The organism is Saccharothrix hoggarensis (assembly GCF_042678885.1).
Classification (GTDB): Bacteria; Actinomycetota; Actinomycetes; order Mycobacteriales; family Pseudonocardiaceae; genus Actinosynnema; species Actinosynnema hoggarensis.
The window spans coordinates 1-17,173 of sequence record NZ_JBHTLK010000150.1 but is presented as its reverse complement, the minus strand read 5'-3'; the positions used below and the strand labels follow the sequence as shown (position 1 = coordinate 17,173).

Genomic DNA, 17,173 nt, shown 5'->3' with positions numbered 1-17,173 from the left:
CTGGGCCTCCGCCGCGCCGGGCAGCGTGGCCAGCGCGGCGACCGCCTGCTCCGCGGTCATCCCGTTCGCCATGAGGTCCAGCAGCACCGACCGCCACGGCGGCTCGGACCCGGCCTGCACGACCACCGCGCCGACCCCGGCCCGGACGTCCGGAACCCTGGTGCCGACGGCGAGCACGCCGCTCTGCACGGCCACGCCGAGGCAGCCCGTCACCGCGTCGCGCGCCACGATCGAGTACGTCATGGTCGGCATCGTGGAGAGGCCGCGGACAGCGCCGCAACCGTTTTCCGACCGATGACGTCGGCGGCCGGCGGCCGGTCGCACGGGCGGTTACGGTCGCAACATGGCCGAATACCAGCACATCCGGGTCGAGCGCGCGGACGACGTCGTCCGCATCACCATGGACCGCGCCGCACGGCGCAACTCGCTGTCCGCCGAGCACCTGGCGGAGCTGCTGACCGCGTTCCGCGAGGTCGCCGCGTCGGACGCGGTGGGTGTGGTGCTGGCGGGCGAGGGGCCGGTGTTCTCCGCCGGGCACGACTTCGCCGACGTGGCGGCGCGCGACCTGGAGGGCGTGCGTGAGATGCTGACCCTCTGCACGGACCTCATGCGGACGATCGAGTCCGTGCCGCAGGTGGTGATCGCCAGGGTGCACGGGCTGGCCACGGCCGCCGGGTGCCAGCTCGTGGCGTCGTGCGACCTGGCGGTGGCGGCCGAGGAGGCCGGGTTCGCCCTGCCCGGTGGCAAGGGCGGTTGGTTCTGCCACACCCCGGCCGTGCCGGTGGCGCGCGCGATCGGGCGCAAGCGGCTGATGGAACTGGCGCTGACCGGCGACCCGGTGGACGCCCGGACCGCCGAGCAGTGGGGCCTGGTGAACCGGGTCGTCCCGCAGGCCGAGCTGGACGACGCGGTCGACGACCTGATGCGCCGCGCCACCAGGGGCAGCCGGGCCAGCAAGGCGTTGGGCAAGCAGACGATCTACGCCCAGCTGGACCGGCCGGAGGCGGACGCGTACGCGATCGCCGTCGAGGTGATGGCCGCCGCGTCCCAGACGCCGGCCGCCAAGGAGGGCATGTCGTCGTTCCTGGAGAAGCGCCCGCCGGTCTGGACGGACTAGCGCGCGAGCGCGAGCGCCAGCGAGGCGACCGCCAGGGCGAGGAACGCGCCCGGGAACGCGATGTTGTGCCAGACCCGCGCCCGGGCGTGGGCCGCGATCGCGCCCACGTAGAACGCCACCAGCCCGGCCGCCGCCGCGACGCCGAGGAGGTGCGCGCCGAGGAGGCCGAGCGCGAGCCCGACCGCCCCGGCGCCCTTCAGCGCGGCCAGGGCGGGCAACCACGACCGCGGCACGCCGACCTCGGCCGAGTTGTCCAGGACGAAACGGGCCCGTGCCAGGTCGGCGACGGCGATGCCGGCGTTGGCCAGCAGCGTGAGGGCGGTGACGACGACGTACGCGGTGACCATGATTCCTCCGGACGTTCTCGGGGCTCCTGCCCACTCGACGTCCGGGGCGCCCGGGAGGTGACCGGTCAGCCCACCCGCTTGTAGAACAGGGTGGTCGGCCGCAGCACGCGGTCCGGGTCGGCGGCGTAGTCCGGGATGACGCCCACCTCGGTCCACCCGGCCCGCCGGTAGAGGCGCTCGGCGGGTGAGCCGGTCTGGGTGTCGAGGACGAGCAGCGTCGCCCCGCGCCGGGCCGCTTCCCGCTCGGCCACGTCCAGCAGCGCGCGGCCCAGGCCCGCGCCGCGCGCGTCCCGGTGCACCACGAGCTTCGCCACCTCGGCGCGGTGCGTGCCGTTGGCCGTGCCGGTGAACCGCACCTGCACGGCGCCGACGACCCGGTCGCTCCAGCGCCGCCCACACCGCCAGCACGCCGTTCGCGACCGGCGCGGCCTGCGCCCGCCACCACGCCACCGCGTCCGCCCGCGACAGCGGCTTGACGAAACCGATCGACGCGCCGCCGTCGACGGCGTCCGCCAGCACGTCCGCCAGCCCGTCGGCGCTCGCGAGCACCCCGGCGGAGGTCAGCTCAGTGATCGCGGCGGTCACGGCTGCGCGTGCTCGTGCAGCAGGAGCAGGGTGTACGCGGCGATCGACTGGGCGTCGGTGATGTCGCCGCGCGCCACCATCGCCTCGAACTCCCCGCGCGGGAACCACGCCGAGCGCATGTCCTGCTCCTCGTGCTCCCGCTCGTGGAAGCCCTCCGTGAGCTGCGTGGCGAGGAACACCCGGCCGCGCTGGCTCGACATGCCCGGCGCGACGTCCAGCAGCCCCAGCTGCACCAGCTTGCCCGCGCGCAGCCCGGTCTCCTCCCGCAGCTCGCGCTCGGCCAGCGCCATCGGGTCCAGCTCCGCGCGGTCCGGCGCCGTGCCCTGCGGGAACTCCCAGCGCCGCAGGCCGAGCGGGTAGCGGTACTGCTCGACGAGCCGCAGCCGCTCGCCGTCCATGGGGATCACCAGCGCGAAGTCCGGCTTGTCCACCACGCCGTAGATCCCGGTGGTGCCGTCCGGCCGCCCGATGGCGTCCTCCCGGACCACCATCCACTGGTTCGCGTACACCTCACGCGATCCGAGGGTCTCCACTGTCACTCTCCCTGTGCCAACCGCGACCGGGCCAATTCCGATCGGCGTCGCCCGTAGGCGAAGTACACCACCAAGCCCGCGGCCGACCACACGCCGAAGGCCAACCACGTGGCGGGCGCCAGGCCCGCCACCAGCAGCACGCACATGCCCAGACCCAGCAGCGGCACCACCGGCGCCCCCGGCGTGCGGAAACCGCGCGGCAGGTCCGGCCGGGTGCGCCGCAGCACCAGCACCCCGACGTTGACCAGGCTGAACGCCACCAGCGTCCCGATGCTCGTCGCCTCGGCCAGCTGCCCGAGCGGCACCAGCGCGGCGAGCACCGCGACGACCACGCCCACCAGCACCGTGTTCACCGTCGGCACCCGCTTCGCGCCGACCCGCGCGAACACCTTGGGCACCAGGCCGTCCCGCGCCATCGCGACCAGCACCCGCGTCTGTCCGTAGAGGACGGTCAGCACCACGGACGCGATGGCGATCACGGCGCCCGCCGACAGCACCGTCGCCGGCCACCCCGCCCCGGTGACCTGCCGGAGGACCGTGGCCAGCGAGGCGTCCGACCCGCTGAGCGCGTCCACGCCCACCGCGCCGACCGCGGTGAACGCCACCAGCACGTACACCACCGTGACGACTGCCAGCGAGATCACGATCGCCCGCGGCAGGTCCCGTTGCGGGTCGCGCGCCTCCTCGCCGGCCGTCGACGCGGCGTCGAACCCGATGAAGGAGAAGAACACCAGCGACGCCGCGCCCGTCACCCCCGCGACACCGGCCGGCGCGAACGGCGCCAGGTTGCCGCTCCGGAACCCGAACACCGCCACCACCACGAAGAACGCCAGCACGGCGACCTTGAGCAGCGTGGTCACGGTGGTGACGACGGCGCTCTCCTTCACACCGCCCAGCAGCACGGCCGTGGCCAGCAGCACGACCACCGCGGCCGGCAGGTTCACCACGTCGCCGGACAGCGCGGCGGGCACCTGGAACCCGACCGTGGCGTCGAGGAACGCGTTCAGGTAACCGCTCCACCCCACCGCGACCGCCGCCACCGACACGCCGTACTCCAGCAGCAGGCACCACCCGCAGACCCACGCGACCAGCTCGCCCAACGTGGCGTAGGTGTACGAGTAGGCGGACCCGGACACCGGCACGGCGCCCGCCAGCTCGGCGTACGACAGCGCCGAGAACAGCGCCGCCAGCGCCGCGACGGCGAACGACACGGTGACCGCGGGTCCGGCGACCGGCGCGGCGTGGCCGAGGACGACGAAGATGCCCGTGCCGAGCGTGGCGCCCACGGAGAGGGAGACCAGCGGCAGCAGGCCCATGCTGCGGCGCAGCGGTGAGCGCGCGCTCTCGTCGGCGATCCGTTCGACGGGCTTGGTGCGCAGGAGCTGGTGCGGCGGTGACACGTCGGCCGACGGTACCTGCCGGTGGATCGGGCCCCGCACCCCGTAGCCTGTCCGCCGTGCGCCTCGTCATCGCTCGCTGCCAGGTCGACTACGTCGGACGCCTCACCGCCCACCTGCCGATGGCGCAGCGGCTGCTGCTGATCAAGGCCGACGGCTCGGTGTCGATCCACTCCGACGACCGCGCGTACAAGCCGTTGAACTGGATGAGCCCGCCGTGCTGGCTGATCGAGGACCCCGACCTGTGGGTCGTGCAGAACAAGGCCGGCGAGAAGCTGATCATCACGCTCGCCGAGGTGCTGCACGACTCGAAGCACGAGCTGGGCCCGGAGCCCGGCCTGGTCAAGGACGGCGTCGAGGCCGACCTCCAGAAGCTGCTGGCGGAGCACGTCACCAAGCTCGGCGAGGGCTGGACCCTCGTCCGCCGCGAGTTCCCGACCCCGATCGGCCCGGTCGACCTGATGTGCCGCGACGCGGCGGGCGTGTCGGTCGCCGTGGAGATCAAGCGCCGGGGCGAGATCGACGGCGTCGAACAGCTCACCAGGTACCTGGAACTGCTCAACCGCGACCCGCTGCTGGCCCCGGTGAAGGGCGTGTTCGCCGCGCAGCAGATCAAGCCGCAGGCGCGGACCCTCGCCGAGGACCGGGGCATCCGCTGCGTCGTCCTGGACTACGACGAGCTGCGCGGCGTCGAGTCCGACGAGTTCCGCCTGTTCTGATCGCGTGCCCGTCCCGCGTGTCGGCGGGTAATGTGGTTCGAACGCCATAACGGTGTTTCCGCACTTTTGCGCCTCCCCGCTCACGTGGGCGGGACGCGCACGGGGAGGAGCGCTCGTGCCCGACGTCGCGACGACAACGCTCCGGCAGGTGGCCGTGGTCTCCTGCGACATCGAGGGTCATTCCGCCGAGGGCGCGGACAAGCAGGTCGAGCGGGTCCGCAAGATCAACCGGATCGTCGGCGCCCGGGTGGTCCGCCTCGGCCACGACGGGGTCGCGTGGTCGTCCGGCGGCGACGGCGGGCACGTCGTCTTCTTCCGGGAGGACTGGCAGCGCGATGCCGTCGACCTGGTCGAAGAGCTGAGGCGGTGGGCGCTCGCGACGGGCGTGCCGCTCCGCATCACCGCCCACCACGGCGCCGTCGGCGAGATCACCGGCGCGGACGGCCGGCGCCAGCCGGTGGGCGATGCGATGAACTTCGCGGGCTGGCTGCTCTCCCTGGCGACGTCGGCGGGCGTGGTGGTGTCGGAGGAGTTCCGCCGCGAGGTGGAAGCGGCGGACATCGGCCCGGTCGCCGTCTTCGAGCGCGCCCGGCTGTTCCCGCACCGCGACCTGCCGCCGAGGTTGCTGTACCTGATGACGTTCCCGGGCCTGCCGTCCGCGTGGGGCGGTCGCGGGCAGGACGACCGCACCGCGTTCACGGACAGCCGCGGCCGTGCCGACGGGTGGGAGCTCCTCTACTACGCCAAGCGCATCTGGCAGGTGAACTCCAACGACAAGGAGGTCACCGCCGCCCTGGCCGGGGTGACCGGCAAGCTCAGGTCGTCACCGGAGCGCGTGGCCGACACCGACGGCGACGGTGACGCCGAGGGCGAGAGCATCTTCTCGGTGCTGCGGCCGGGGCAGCTCAACGAACTGCTCCGGCTCGGTCAACTGGTCGAGCGCACGGCCGGTGAGATCGTCTGCAAGTTCGACGACCCGGGCGACTCGCTGTTCCTGATCCTGCGCGGGCGGGTGGGCGTCTACAACTTCGAGGACGAGGGGTACGGGCCCACGGCGGAACCGCGGCACGTGCAGACGGTGGGCGACATCGTGGGCGAACTCGCCTACGCCCTCGGCCGCAACCGCACGGCCGACCTGGTCGCGCTCACGGACGTCGCCCTGCTGTCGTTCAACAACGACGACATCCGGGTCCGCCTCGCGCAGAGCAGGCAGGGCAGGCTCGCGGTGGACCTGTTGGAGAACTTCGTCAACGAGCGGGTCCTCGAACACGTCGCGCAGAGCGCCACGTACCTGGTCGGGCCGAACGGGACCGGTCCGCTGAGCTCGGTGGACGACGACCTGGGCGCCAGCCTGGAGGACCGGAGGGCGGCGTGGCGGGAGGCGTTGCGCGTCCTGGAGGAGCACAGCCACCTCATCCCCGTGCCCAAGGGCGCGGTGGACCTCGACGTGGTGCTGCCGCGGAAGTCCGTGCCGGACCACCACGGCCTGTACATCCTCACCAGCGGGGTGGTGCGACCGGTCGACGAGCCGAACGTGACGTTGCGCGGCACCGACTGCCCGGTGCTCTGGGTCGACCTGCCGGAGCTGATCACCGGGCACCCCAAGGCGTACGAGGTGGTGCGCGACGACACGGCGATGAAGGTGCTCTACATCGGGGCCGACGGCATCAACGACCTCAGCGTGCCCCAGCGCGCGGCGTTGAAGGCGAAGCTGCGCGACGCCGCCGGCCGCAAGCCGGACGACTACGAGTTCGACGTGTACCTGTGCCACACCAAGCGGGACGAGCCGCTCGTCCGCGAGATCCGGGACCGGTTGACGGCCGCCGACGTGAGGTGCTGGTACGACGACACCGAGCTGGAGCCCGGCACCCTGATCACCGAGAAGATCCAGGTCGGGCTGCGCAGCAGCCGGTACGTGCTGGCCTGCGCGAGCGCGAACTTCATGGCGTCGGAGTGGGCCCAGCGCGAGTTCGGGTACGCGCTGCACCTGGACGTCAAGCGGCGGGACCGGCCGCAGGCCCTGGTGCTCATGCTCAACGAGCACGACGACAAGGACGACGCGCTGCCGCCGCTCGCGCGTGACATCAAGCGGCTGCACTACCGGCGGGACGGCGACTTCGAGAAGTTGGTCTCCCTGCTGCTCAGACGCGGCGAACCGGTGCGGTAGCCAGGTGGACCGGGACGTCCGCAACGAGGTGTCGAGCGCTTCCGGGCCGGTGGTGCAGGCCGGCCACATCGGCGGTGACGTCCACATCCAGGTGACGCAACCGCCCGCCGGCGCGGGTCCGGCACGTCCGGCGCCGAGGCAGCTCCCCGCCGCGCCGCGGTGGTTCACCGGCCGGACCGACGAGTGGCGGAGGCTGGACGACGCCGTGACGGGTGCGCGGGCGCCCGTCACCGTCGTGTCGGGACCGGGCGGGGTGGGCAAGACCGCGCTGGTGGTCAAGTGGGCGTGGTCGCGCGCGGACGCGTTCCCGGACGGGCAGCTCTACGCCGACCTGCGCGGGTACGGGCCGGACGAGCCGCTGGACCCGGCGGAGGTGCTGGGTTCCTTCCTGCGCGCGCTCGGTGGCGCGGACCAGGAGGTCCCCGGCCCGGTCCACGAGCGGGCCGGGTGCTTCCGCAGCCTGCTCGCGGGCCGCCGGGTGCTGGTCGTGCTGGACAACGCGGTCAGCGCCGACCAGGTGCGCCCGCTGCTGCCGGGCAACGACTCGTGCCCGGTGGTCGTCACCAGCCGGGACGCCCTTCCCGGCCTTTCCGTGCACGACGACGCGGAATCGCTCGGGTTGGAGGTGTTCGACCGGGCGCGCGGGCTCGCCCTGCTGCGTGCCGTGCTCGGCGACCGGGTGGACGGCGACCCGGCGGCCGCCGACCTGGTCACCCGCTGCGCCGGCCTGCCGCTCGCGTTGCGGATAGTCGGTCGGCTGGCGCTCTCGCGGCCCGACGCGCCGTTGGCGGAACTGGCGGCGGAGCTGGACGACGAGCGCGAACGGCTCGACGTGCTGGACGTCGGGGACGACGCGCGGTCGGCGGTGCGGCCCGTGCTGTCCTGGTCCTACCACCGCTTGTCCGAGCCGTCCGCTCGCGCGTTCCGGCTGCTCGGCGTGCACCCCCGTCGCGTCTTCGACGCGCACCAGTTCGCCGCGCTCTGCGGCGTGCGGCCGGCACGGGCGGCGCGCTCGCTGCGCGACCTGGTCGGGAAGCACCTGGTCGCCGAGTCCTCGCCGGGCCGGTACTCGACGCACGACCTGCTGCGCCTGTACGCGGTCGAGCTGTGCGCGGCCGGCGACCGGGCGGAGGCCGCGGCCGCGCGCACCCGACTGCTCGACCACTACCTGCACACCGCGGAACGGGCCGACCGCCTGGTGACGCCCCACCGGTACCGGGTGCCGCTCGCCGGGTCGGCGGAGCACGCGGTGGAGTTCGACACCCCCGCGTCGGCGTTGGCGTGGCTGCACGCGACCTGGCGCGACGCCGTGGCGCTGTGCCGGTCGGGCGTGGCCGACGGCCGGGAGGGTCCCGATCTCGACACCAGGCGGTGGCAGCTGGCGTACACGTTGCGCGGTTACTTCTTCCTCACCAAGCAGTGGGACGGCTGGCTGGCCAGTCACCGGCACGCGCTGGCGGCGTGCCTGCGGCTCGGCGACCGGCACGCCGAGGCGCGCATCCGCAACGACCTGGGACGGGTGCTGGTGGAGCGCGGCGAGCCGGGTGCGGGCGCGACCCAGTACGAGACCGCGCAGCGGCTGTTCGAGCAGGTCGGCGACCGGCACGGCTGGAGCAACGCGGTCGCCAACCGCGCGGTGCTGCTGCGCCGGTCCGGCGACGTGGAGGAGGCGTTGCGGCTCAACGCGACCGCGCTGGACTTCTACGTCGAGGCCGGCGCTCGCCGCAACACCGCGATCGCGTGGCGGAGCCGGGCGAAGATGCACGTCGACCTGGGAGCGCTGGACGACGCCGCCGCGGACCTGGACCGCGCGATGCGGATCTTCACCGGGCTGGACGCGCAGCTGGACCTCGCCGAGGCGCGCAACCTCGCCGGGGTCATCGCGGCCCGGCGCGGCGACGCGGAGAGGGCCGAGGACGAGCACCTGAAGGCGCTGGAGGCCGGCCGGGCGTGCGGGAGCCGGTACGAGGAGGCCGAGTCGCTGCGCTTCCTCGGCAGGTTGGCGGCGGACCGGGGCGCGGTCGACCTCGCCGCGGCACGGTGGCACGCGGCGCTGGAGCTGTACCGCGCGATGGGGTCGCCGCGGGCGGAGGAGGTCGCCGCGGAGCTGCGGTCGTCGGCCGCCCGCGGTTCCGGTGAGCCGTCGTGAGGCGCGGCGGCCGGCGGTAAGCCGTTCGGGCGCGTGGCAGGGGCGATTCCGGCCTATACGCTGACTCCCCGTCGACGGGGACAGGGAGGCGTGGTGCGTCGACGAAGACCCGGTCCGCCCGCGCTGGTCCTGCTGGCCTCCCTCGCGATCACGGGGTGCGCCCAGGAGCCGCCGGTGGCGCCCTTGGCGGCGGCCGCGGTGGCGAGTTCCACCGCCGCCCCCACCCCGGCGGCACGGCTGGGCGCGCAGCCGCTCGCCGGCCCGGCCGGCGGTGACGTGCGGCTCAGCGGTCAGGGTTACCCCGCCCACGGGCGGGTGGTGTTCACGTTCCACGGCCTCCGGGTGGGCGGCACGACGGCCGACGCGGCCGGGCGGTTCGCCGACGTGGCGGTCCGCGTGCCCGACTCGTTCGGCGACTCCGCCCCCGGCACGCAGGTCACAGTCGGGGCCACTTCGGGGCCCGTCCACGCCGAGACGCCGTTCGTCCTCACGCGCTAGGGCCTGGTACTCCCACCTGAGGTTTAGCGCTGGGTAGTTCAAACCGGCAGAGCGTGACGACCTGCACTACCGTCGGCTTGATCGGTTGTGCGGTGGTGCGCGGTGGTGTTCGCGGCTGTTGCTCAGGGAGGTGGGCGAAGGTGCCCGTGCTGGCCCAGGTGGATCTGAAGCTGGACGCCGGTCCGTTGGACTACGGCCTGTTGGCGATCTACTTCGTGTTCGTGCTCGGCATCGGCTTCCTGGCCCGCCGGTCGGTCTCGTCCAGCCTGGACTTCCTGCTCTCCGGCCGCTCGCTGCCGGCGTGGGTCACCGGCCTCGCGTTCATCTCCGCCAACCTCGGCGCGATCGAACTGCTCGGCATGGCGGCCAACGGCGCGCAGTACGGCATGGCGACCGTGCACTACTACTGGATCGGCGCGATCCCGGCCATGGTGTTCCTCGGCCTGGTGATGATGCCGTTCTACTACGGCTCGAAGGTGCGCAGCGTCCCCGAGTTCCTGCGCCGCCGCTTCGGCAAGGGCGCGCACCTGGTCAACGCGATCAGCTTCGCCGCCGCCCAGGTGCTGATCGCGGGCGTGAACCTGTACGCGCTGGCGTTCCTGCTGAACCTCATGCTCGGCTGGCCGATCCCGCTGTCGGTGGTCATCGCCGCGGCGATCGTGCTCACCTACACCGCGCTGGGCGGCCTGTCCGCGGCCATCTACAACGAGGTGCTCCAGTTCTTCGTGATCATCGCCGCGCTGCTGCCGCTGACGATCGTCGGCCTGCACAAGGTCGGCGGCTGGGACGGCCTGGTCGAGAAGGTCACCGGCGGACCGGGCGGGGCCGAGCAGCTGTCGTCCTGGCCGGCGACCGAGCTGACCGGCATCCAGAACCCGGTGCTGAGCGTCATCGGCATCGTGTTCGGCCTCGGGTTCGTGCTGTCGTTCGGCTACTGGACGACGAACTTCGCCGAGGTGCAGCGCGCGCTGTCGGCCAAGAGCATGTCGGCCGCGCGGCGCACGCCGATCATCGGCGCCTACCCCAAGGTGCTGATCCCGTTCGTGATCATCATCCCCGGCATCATCGCCGCGCTGGTCGTGCCGGAGATGGCGGCGCTCAAGGCCGGTGACGCGAACTCCGGCGTCGTCTACAACAACGCGCTGCCCGCGCTGATCGGCGACCTGCTGCCCAACGGCATGCTGGGCATCGCGATCACGGGCCTGCTGGCGTCGTTCATGGCGGGCGTCGCGGCGAACGTGTCGAGCTTCAACACGGTCTTCACCTACGACCTCTGGCAGGACTACGTCGTCAAGGACCGCCCGGACGAGTACTACCTGCGCGTCGGCAGGCTCGCCACGATCGGCGGCACGCTGGTCGCCATCGGCACCGCGTTCCTCGCCGCCGGCTACGGCAACATCATGGACTACATCCAGGCGCTGTTCTCGTTCTTCAACGCGCCGCTGTTCGCCACGTTCATCCTGGCGATGTTCTGGAAGCGGATGTCCGCGGCGGCGGGCTGGGCGGGCCTGGTGGCGGGCACGCTCGGCGCGGTCGCGGTGTTCGTGCTCGCCGAGACCGGGGTGCTCGACCTGCCGGGCCAGGGCGCGAGCTTCCTCGGCGCGGGCGTGGCGTTCGCCGTCGACATCGTGGTCAGCGTGGTGGTCACGACGTTCACCCGGCCGGTGCCGGAGGAACGGCTGGTCGGGCTGGTCTACAGCCTGACGCCCAAGGAGGACCGCCGGCACTCCACGACGGGCGAGGACGCCGGGTGGTACCGGTCGCCGGTGCTGCTGGGCGTCGGCGTGCTGGCGCTCACCGTCGTGCTCAACATCATCTTCGCCTGAGGGAGGGGTGGGTCGTCATGGCGCACAAGGCCGGTCTGTTCGACCTGCGACTGGTGATCGCGGTGCTCTTCGCCGTCTACGGCGTGGTGCTGCTGGTGGTCGGGCTCGGCTTCACCGACGAGTCCGACCTCGCGAAGGCGGACGGGCTCAACATCAACCTGTGGTCCGGGATCGGCATGATCGCCCTGTCCGCGGTGTTCGGCGCGTGGGCGGTGCTGCGGCCCGTCATCGTGCCGGACCCCGGCGCCGACCCCGGTGTCGACGTGCGCGGGGACGGTGACGTGGACGGGGGCGCTCAGCGCCGGGGGTAGACCGGGTTGAACGCCTCGATGGTCCACGTGTCGATCCGTCGGACGACGCGTCGGATGCGGTCGCGCATGGGGTGCTGCTCCTCTCGTTGTCATCGGGTCACCAGGTTCAGCGCGTCGATGTTCTGAATCGTTCCCGAGGGCTCTCGTGAGGACCAACACAGGGTTCCCCACACGAATGGCCGAATCGGTCGCTACCGTGCACGTCGTGCCCCGTCTCGTCGCCGTCCCGAGCGCGATCCTCAGCCTGGCCCTGCTGCTGGCCGGCTGTGTCGGCCCGGACCTCGCCAAGCAGAGGTTCCCGCGCACCACGATCCCGGCGAACGCGGAGAACGTCGCCGACCCGTCCGAGGACACCCCGGTGCCGGACGGGCAGCCGGTGGACCCGGCGTTCGCGCCCGACCGCATCCGCGTGACCGACCCGTGCGAACTGCTGGACGAGGACGTCCTGAAGCGGTTCGGCACGCCGGGCGACCGGTCGCGCAGCGGCTTCAGCCGGTGCTCCAACTTCATGGAGGACAAGGACGGCAAGGACCTCGCGGTCACGGTCGAGATCGGCCAGACCATGACGTCCGAGCTCAAGGAGGCCGACAAGCAGATCGGCGGCCTGCGCGCCCACGAGCAGACGCTGGAGGACAGCGCGTGCTTCGTCTCGGTGATCACCCAGGAGAAGCCGGGCCTCGGGATCACCGTGCAGATCGGCTACGAGCACGGCGACGCGTGCGCGCCCGGCCGCGAGATGGCCGAGTCGGTGGTCGCGCAGATCAAGGACGGCAAGGGCATCTTCCGGCCCGCCAAGGGCTCGCTCGTCACGCTCGACCCGTGCGCGCTGCCGGACCAGGCGACGGTCGACGCGGCCGCCGGTCCCGGTTACCGTGCGTATCCGTACGGCCTGCACACGTGCTCCTGGTTGGGTGACGACAAGGAGATCACGCTGGACTTCCGCGAGACGTTCATCCCCGACGACCGGGACTTCGACGACAAGCAGACCGAGGTCGACCTGGGCGGCGGGATCACCGGCTACCAGGTGTCCCGCAGCACGGCGTTCCCGTCGTGCGAGGTCAAGTGGGTGCAGTTGGAGGGCAACGACAACGAGGGCGAGGTCGTCGAGGTGAAGTCGGCCGGCCCTAAGACCGCGGAGTTCGACCGCTGCGCCGCCGCGGTGGCCTTCGCCAAGGCGGTGATCGGGAAGATCCCGAAGAGCTGAACGGGGGCTGACATCACCCCGTGTTACCCGTTACTGTCCGGTAACACCCGCGTTGTGCTTGTGCTTGGAGGGCCCGATGACGCAGACCGCTCCCACCACCTCCCCGCGGGCCGACGACGAGCAGCGGAGGTTCGCGTCCCTCGACCCGCGCACCGGTGAGGTCATCGCCCACCACCCCGTGGCGACCGAGGACGACGTGCGCGAGGCCGTGCGGGTGGCGCGGGACGCGTCGGTGTTCTGGTCCGGGCTGGGCTTCGACGGCCGGCGGGCCCGGCTGGACGCCTGGCGCAAGCTCCTGGTCAAGCGGCTGGACGAGGCGCAGGCGCTGATCAGCGCGGAGACCGGCAAGTCCGCCGACGACGCGCGGACCGAGCTGGCCCTGGTCATCGACCACCTGCACTGGGCCGCCAAGCACGCGCCGAAGGTGCTGGGCAAGCGCAAGGTCGCGCCCGGCATGCTCATGTACAACCACGCGGCGTCGCTGGAGTACCGGCCGCTGGGCGTGGTCGGCGTGATCGGGCCGTGGAACTACCCGGCGTTCACGCCGATGGGCTCCATCGCCTACGCGCTGGCCGCGGGCAACGCGGTGGTGTTCAAGCCCTCCGAGTTCACGCCGGGCGTCGGCGTGTTCCTGGCGTCGACGTTCGCCGAGGTCGTGCCGGAGTTCCCGGTGTTCCAGGTGGTGACCGGGTTCGGCGAGACCGGGGCGGCGCTGTGCGCGGCAGGCGTGGACAAGCTGGCGTTCACCGGCTCCACCCCGACCGGCAAGAAGGTCATGGCCGCGTGTGCCACGTCGTTGACGCCGGTGCTCGTGGAGTGCGGCGGCAAGGACCCGCTGATCGTGGCCGAGGACGCCGACGTGAAGGCGGCGGCCGACGGCGCGGTGTGGGGCGGGATCTTCAACTCCGGCCAGACGTGCGCGGGCGTGGAGCGGGTGTACGTGGCCGACGCCGTCTACGACGAGTTCATCGCGCTGGTGACGGCGAAGGCGTCGAAGCTGCGGCCCGGCGGCGAGCCGGGGGCCGACTTCGGGCCGATCACCATGCCGAAGCAGGTGGAGATCATCCAGTCGCACGTCGCCGACGCGTTGGAGCGGGGCGGCCGGGCGGTCGTGGGCGGGCTGGAGTCGATCCGGCCGCCGTACGTCGAGCCGGTGGTGCTGGTGGACGTGCCGGAGGACTCGACCGCGGTGACCGAGGAGACGTTCGGGCCGACGCTGGTCGTCAGCCGGGTCGCGGACGCCGACGAGGCCGTGCGGCGGGCCAACTCGCTCAGGTACGGGCTCGGCGCGACGGTGTACTCGCGCAACCGGGGCGAGGAGCTGGCGGACAAGCTGCGCTGCGGGATGGTGTCGATCAACTCGGTGCTGGCCTACGCGTCCGTGCCGGGCCTGCCGTTCGGCGGTGTCGGCGACTCCGGGTTCGGCCGCATCCACGGCGAGGACGGCCTCCGCGAGTTCACCTACGCCCACGCCGTGACGCGCAAGCGGTTCGGCGCGCTGCTCAACCCGATGACCTACGACCGGGGTTCCCGCACGATCCGCCACGTCCTCCGCCTGGTCCGCGTGCTCTACGGCCGCTAGGTCGGCCGCGCGCGGCGAGCCGAGCGGTCCGGCGACGGGGCGCAGGCGGGCCGGCCAGGGCCGCCGGCCGCCGACCCGGACCCGTCCGGATCCGGGTCGACGGTCATGCCGTCAGCTCGTCACGATCTTCTCGAGGTCGGTCAGCACCTCGTCGGCGGCGAGGACGCCGAGGCCGAGGAACCACGTCTCGTCGGCCACCGGCTTGGCGTGCCCGGCCTTCACGGCGCCGAGCGTCTGCCACAGCGGGCCGCCCAGGACCTGCTGCTGCGCGGTCTTGCCCTGGTCGCCGTACGTGCCGATGAGGATCCAGTCGGCGTCGGCCTTGCCGATCTCCTCGGTGCTGACCTCCACCGCGAGGTCGTCCACCTGGCTCACCGGCGGCTGGGGGATGCCCGCGTCGACGAGGATGGTGCCGATGAACGACTTCCTGGCGTACAGCCTGATCTTGCCGGGCATGAACCGCAGCATGGTCACGGTCGGCCGCTTGCCCAGCTTGCTCTCCAGTGCCTCACCGACCCGCTTGGCGCGCGCCTCGTAGTCGGAGAGCAGCTTCTCCGCCTCCTCGACCTTGTCGAGCGCCGCCGCGTTGAGCCGGAAGTTCTCCTTCCACGTGTAGCCGGGGCGTGCCGCGAACACGGTCGGCGCGATCTCCGACAGCTTCGGGTACTGCTGCTCGGCGCGCAGCTGTGAGCCGATGATCAGGTCCGGCTGGAGCTTGGCGATCGTCTCCAGGTTGAGGCTGGTGATGCCGCCGACGTTCTCGGGCGAGCCCGCCTTGTCGCCGACGTAGGTCGGCATCGTGGGCGCGCCGTCCGGGTAGGCGACGCCGACCGGTTCGATGCCGAGCGCGACCACGTTGTCCAGCTCGCCGCCGTCGAGGACGACCACGCGCTCCGGGCGCTTCTCGATCACCGTCTCGCCCATCGCGTGCTTGATCGTGCGGGGGAACCGGCCGGGCTGGGCGTCGGTGCCGAAACCGGCGCTCTTCTCGCCCGCCTGGCCGAACTCCGCTCCGCCCTGGGCCACGGCGGGCTTGTCGGTCGGCGTGTCGGCCTGGCCGCACGCGCTGAGGGTGAGTGCGGCGACGAGCAGGGCCGCGATCCGGGTTCTCGACACTTCGGCGGTTGCCACGCTAGGGGATTCCTCCGCTACTCCAGGTCACTGACCTGCTGTTCTTAGGATTGCCTCACCGTAGCTTCCGCTTTCCGGCACGCGTGCGGTGGAGTAGTAATGGGGTGATCAGCGTCGATCGGGAGGTCACCCGTGAAGAAGATCATCAACGATCCGGCGACGGTGGTGGTGGACGCGCTGCGCGGCATGGCGCTCGCCCACGCCGACCTGCTGGACGTCCAGTACGACCCGGCGCTGGTGGTGCGGGCGGACGCCCCGGTGTCCCGCAAGGTGGCCGTGATCTCGGGTGGCGGGTCCGGGCACGAGCCGCTGCACGGCGGGTTCGTCGGCCGGGGGATGCTCGACGCGGCCTGTCCCGGCGCGGTGTTCACCTCGCCGACGCCCGACCAGGTCGCGGCGGCCGTCACCCGCACCGACGGCGGCGCGGGCGCGCTGCTGGTCGTGAAGAACTACACCGGTGACGTGCTGAACTTCGAGACCGCGGCCGAACTCGCCGCCGCCGACGGCGTGGACGTGCGCACGGTCGTGATCGACGACGACGTCGCCGTGAAGGACTCGCTGTACACGGCGGGCCGGCGCGGCGTCGGCGGGACCGTGCTGCTGGAGAAGATCGTCGGCGCCGCCGCCGAGCGCGGGGTCGACCTCGACGGCTGCGAGGCGTTGGCGCGACGGGTGGTCGCGCAGGTCAGGTCGATGGGGTTGGCGCTGACCGCGTGCACCGTGCCGCACGCCGGCGAGCCGTCGTTCACCCTCGCCGACGACGAGATGGAACTGGGCATCGGCATCCACGGCGAGCCCGGCCGGCGGCGGGTGAAGGTCGAGTCGGCCGAGGCGCTGGTGCCCGCGCTGCTGGACCCGATCCTCGAAGATTTGCCGTTCGGCGAGGGCGACCGGGTGCTGCTGTTCACGAACTCGATGGGTGGCACGCCGCTGATCGAGCTGTACCTGGCGCACGGGATCGCGGAACGGCTCCTCGCCGAACGGGGGATCACGGTGGAACGGCGGCTGGTCGGTCCGTACGTCACGAGTCTGGAGATGCAGGGGATGAGCCTGACACTGCTCAAGCTGGACGACGAGATGGTGGAGCTGTGGGACGCGCCCGTGCACACCCCGGCGCTGCGGTGGGGCGTCTGATGGGGTGCACGGCAACGACGGTGGCGAGCGCGATGCGCGCGGTGGCGGTGGTCGTGGCGGAGCACCGCGACGAGCTGATCCGGCTGGACCGCGAGATCGGCGACGGCGACCACGGCGAGAACATGACCCGCGGGTTCACCGCGCTGGCGGCCAAGCTGGACGGTGACGTGCCCGCGTCGCCCGGCGCGGTGCTGCGGCTGGCGGCCACGACCCTGATCTCCACCGTCGGCGGCGCGGCCGGCCCGCTGTACGGCACGGCGTTCCTGCGGGCCGCCACGTCCGTCGGCGACGCGGCGGCGATCGACGGCCCGGCGGTCGCGGCGGCGTTGCGCGCGGCGTTGGAGGGCGTGGTGGCGCGGGGCAAGGCCGAGGTGGGGGACAAGACGATGGTGGACGCCCTCACGCCCGCCGGGGCGGCGGCGGAGTCCGCGGCGGCGAGCGGCGCGGGGGTGGCCGACGTGCTGCGCGCGGCG

The 17,173-nt window shown here is 72.6% G+C and carries 17 protein-coding genes; 11 read left to right on the top strand and 6 right to left on the bottom strand.

The window, feature by feature from the left end; all coding sequences use genetic code 11:
* Nucleotides 1-243 (bottom strand): DUF1028 domain-containing protein (locus ACFQ3T_RS24425; RefSeq protein WP_380726250.1); only part of this gene is annotated, 243 nt, incomplete at its 3' end.
* A gap of 100 nt (nucleotides 244-343) precedes the next feature.
* Here ACFQ3T_RS24425 and ACFQ3T_RS24420 point away from each other — a divergent pair.
* Entirely contained in the window at nucleotides 344-1,117 is a 774-nt protein-coding gene (locus ACFQ3T_RS24420; RefSeq protein ID WP_380726248.1) for an enoyl-CoA hydratase-related protein, read from the top strand.
* Here ACFQ3T_RS24420 and ACFQ3T_RS24415 read toward each other — a convergent pair.
* The 4 genes from ACFQ3T_RS24415 to ACFQ3T_RS24400 all read right to left on the bottom strand — a co-directional run bounded on the left by ACFQ3T_RS24415 (nucleotide 1,114) and on the right by ACFQ3T_RS24400 (nucleotide 3,982).
* Complete coding sequence (locus ACFQ3T_RS24415) at nucleotides 1,114-1,464, bottom strand: DoxX family protein (RefSeq protein ID WP_380726246.1); 351 nt, start codon at nucleotides 1,462-1,464, stop codon at nucleotides 1,114-1,116. The genes ACFQ3T_RS24420 and ACFQ3T_RS24415 overlap by 4 nt on opposite strands.
* A gap of 65 nt (nucleotides 1,465-1,529) precedes the next feature.
* Nucleotides 1,530-1,826: a GNAT family N-acetyltransferase gene (locus ACFQ3T_RS24410; protein WP_380726244.1), complete on the bottom strand. Its 297-nt coding sequence runs from the start codon at nucleotides 1,824-1,826 to the stop codon at nucleotides 1,530-1,532.
* Nucleotides 1,827-2,045: 219 nt separating this feature from the next.
* Nucleotides 2,046-2,582, bottom strand: a complete 537-nt coding sequence (locus ACFQ3T_RS24405) for an NUDIX domain-containing protein (RefSeq protein WP_380726242.1) — start codon at nucleotides 2,580-2,582, stop codon at nucleotides 2,046-2,048.
* A 2-nt stretch (nucleotides 2,583-2,584) separates the two neighbouring features.
* Nucleotides 2,585-3,982 (bottom strand): amino acid permease, encoded by a 1,398-nt coding sequence (locus ACFQ3T_RS24400; RefSeq protein ID WP_380726240.1) that lies wholly within the window; start codon nucleotides 3,980-3,982, stop codon nucleotides 2,585-2,587.
* Between the two features lie 56 nt (nucleotides 3,983-4,038).
* On the opposite strand from ACFQ3T_RS24400, the gene nucS reads away from it, so the two are divergent.
* From nucS to ACFQ3T_RS24360, 8 genes are all read left to right on the top strand, one after another.
* Nucleotides 4,039-4,698 carry an endonuclease NucS gene (nucS, locus tag ACFQ3T_RS24395; protein WP_380726238.1) on the top strand — a complete coding sequence of 220 codons (660 nt, stop codon included), beginning with the start codon at nucleotides 4,039-4,041 and terminating at the stop codon, nucleotides 4,696-4,698.
* 115 nt (nucleotides 4,699-4,813) lie between these two features.
* The gene (locus ACFQ3T_RS24390) at nucleotides 4,814-6,865 is read left to right on the top strand and encodes a TIR domain-containing protein (protein WP_380726236.1); all 2,052 of its coding nucleotides are present in this window, start codon (nucleotides 4,814-4,816) and stop codon (nucleotides 6,863-6,865) included.
* A 4-nt stretch (nucleotides 6,866-6,869) separates the two neighbouring features.
* The gene (locus ACFQ3T_RS24385) at nucleotides 6,870-9,014 is read left to right on the top strand and encodes an ATP-binding protein (RefSeq protein WP_380726234.1); all 2,145 of its coding nucleotides are present in this window, start codon (nucleotides 6,870-6,872) and stop codon (nucleotides 9,012-9,014) included.
* A gap of 93 nt (nucleotides 9,015-9,107) precedes the next feature.
* A complete protein-coding gene (locus ACFQ3T_RS24380) occupies nucleotides 9,108-9,512 on the top strand; it encodes a hypothetical protein (RefSeq protein WP_380726232.1) in 405 nt (134 codons plus the stop codon).
* A gap of 140 nt (nucleotides 9,513-9,652) precedes the next feature.
* Nucleotides 9,653-11,338 carry a sodium:solute symporter family protein gene (locus ACFQ3T_RS24375; RefSeq protein WP_380726230.1) on the top strand — a complete coding sequence of 562 codons (1,686 nt, stop codon included), beginning with the start codon at nucleotides 9,653-9,655 and terminating at the stop codon, nucleotides 11,336-11,338.
* Between the two features lie 17 nt (nucleotides 11,339-11,355).
* Nucleotides 11,356-11,649: a hypothetical protein gene (locus tag ACFQ3T_RS24370; protein ID WP_380726228.1), complete on the top strand. Its 294-nt coding sequence runs from the start codon at nucleotides 11,356-11,358 to the stop codon at nucleotides 11,647-11,649.
* A 205-nt stretch (nucleotides 11,650-11,854) separates the two neighbouring features.
* Nucleotides 11,855-12,853, top strand: coding sequence for a DUF3558 domain-containing protein (locus ACFQ3T_RS24365; RefSeq protein WP_380726226.1), 999 nt, complete (start codon nucleotides 11,855-11,857; stop codon nucleotides 12,851-12,853).
* A 76-nt stretch (nucleotides 12,854-12,929) separates the two neighbouring features.
* Entirely contained in the window at nucleotides 12,930-14,435 is a 1,506-nt protein-coding gene (locus tag ACFQ3T_RS24360; protein WP_380726224.1) for an aldehyde dehydrogenase family protein, read from the top strand.
* Between the two features lie 111 nt (nucleotides 14,436-14,546).
* On the opposite strand, the gene ACFQ3T_RS24355 is transcribed toward ACFQ3T_RS24360, so the two are convergent.
* The gene (locus ACFQ3T_RS24355; protein WP_380726222.1) at nucleotides 14,547-15,566 is read right to left on the bottom strand and encodes an ABC transporter substrate-binding protein; all 1,020 of its coding nucleotides are present in this window, start codon (nucleotides 15,564-15,566) and stop codon (nucleotides 14,547-14,549) included.
* A gap of 132 nt (nucleotides 15,567-15,698) precedes the next feature.
* Between ACFQ3T_RS24355 and dhaK the strand changes: the two genes are divergently transcribed.
* On the top strand, nucleotides 15,699-16,700 hold the full coding sequence (dhaK, locus tag ACFQ3T_RS24350; RefSeq protein ID WP_380726220.1) for a dihydroxyacetone kinase subunit DhaK: 1,002 nt from the start codon (nucleotides 15,699-15,701) through the stop codon (nucleotides 16,698-16,700).
* The coding region (dhaL, locus tag ACFQ3T_RS24345; protein ID WP_380726218.1) for a dihydroxyacetone kinase subunit DhaL at nucleotides 16,700-17,173 on the top strand (474 nt) is incomplete at its 3' end. The genes dhaK and dhaL, both read left to right, overlap by 1 nt.

Coding starts and splice junctions, on each gene's coding strand:
- ACFQ3T_RS24420 (WP_380726248.1), top strand. CDS start 344: ATGGCCGAATACCAGCACATCCGGGTCGAGCGCGCGGACGACGTCGTC.
- ACFQ3T_RS24415 (WP_380726246.1), bottom strand. CDS start 1,464: ATGGTCACCGCGTACGTCGTCGTCACCGCCCTCACGCTGCTGGCCAAC.
- ACFQ3T_RS24370 (WP_380726228.1), top strand. CDS start 11,356: ATGGCGCACAAGGCCGGTCTGTTCGACCTGCGACTGGTGATCGCGGTG.
- ACFQ3T_RS24360 (WP_380726224.1), top strand. CDS start 12,930: ATGACGCAGACCGCTCCCACCACCTCCCCGCGGGCCGACGACGAGCAG.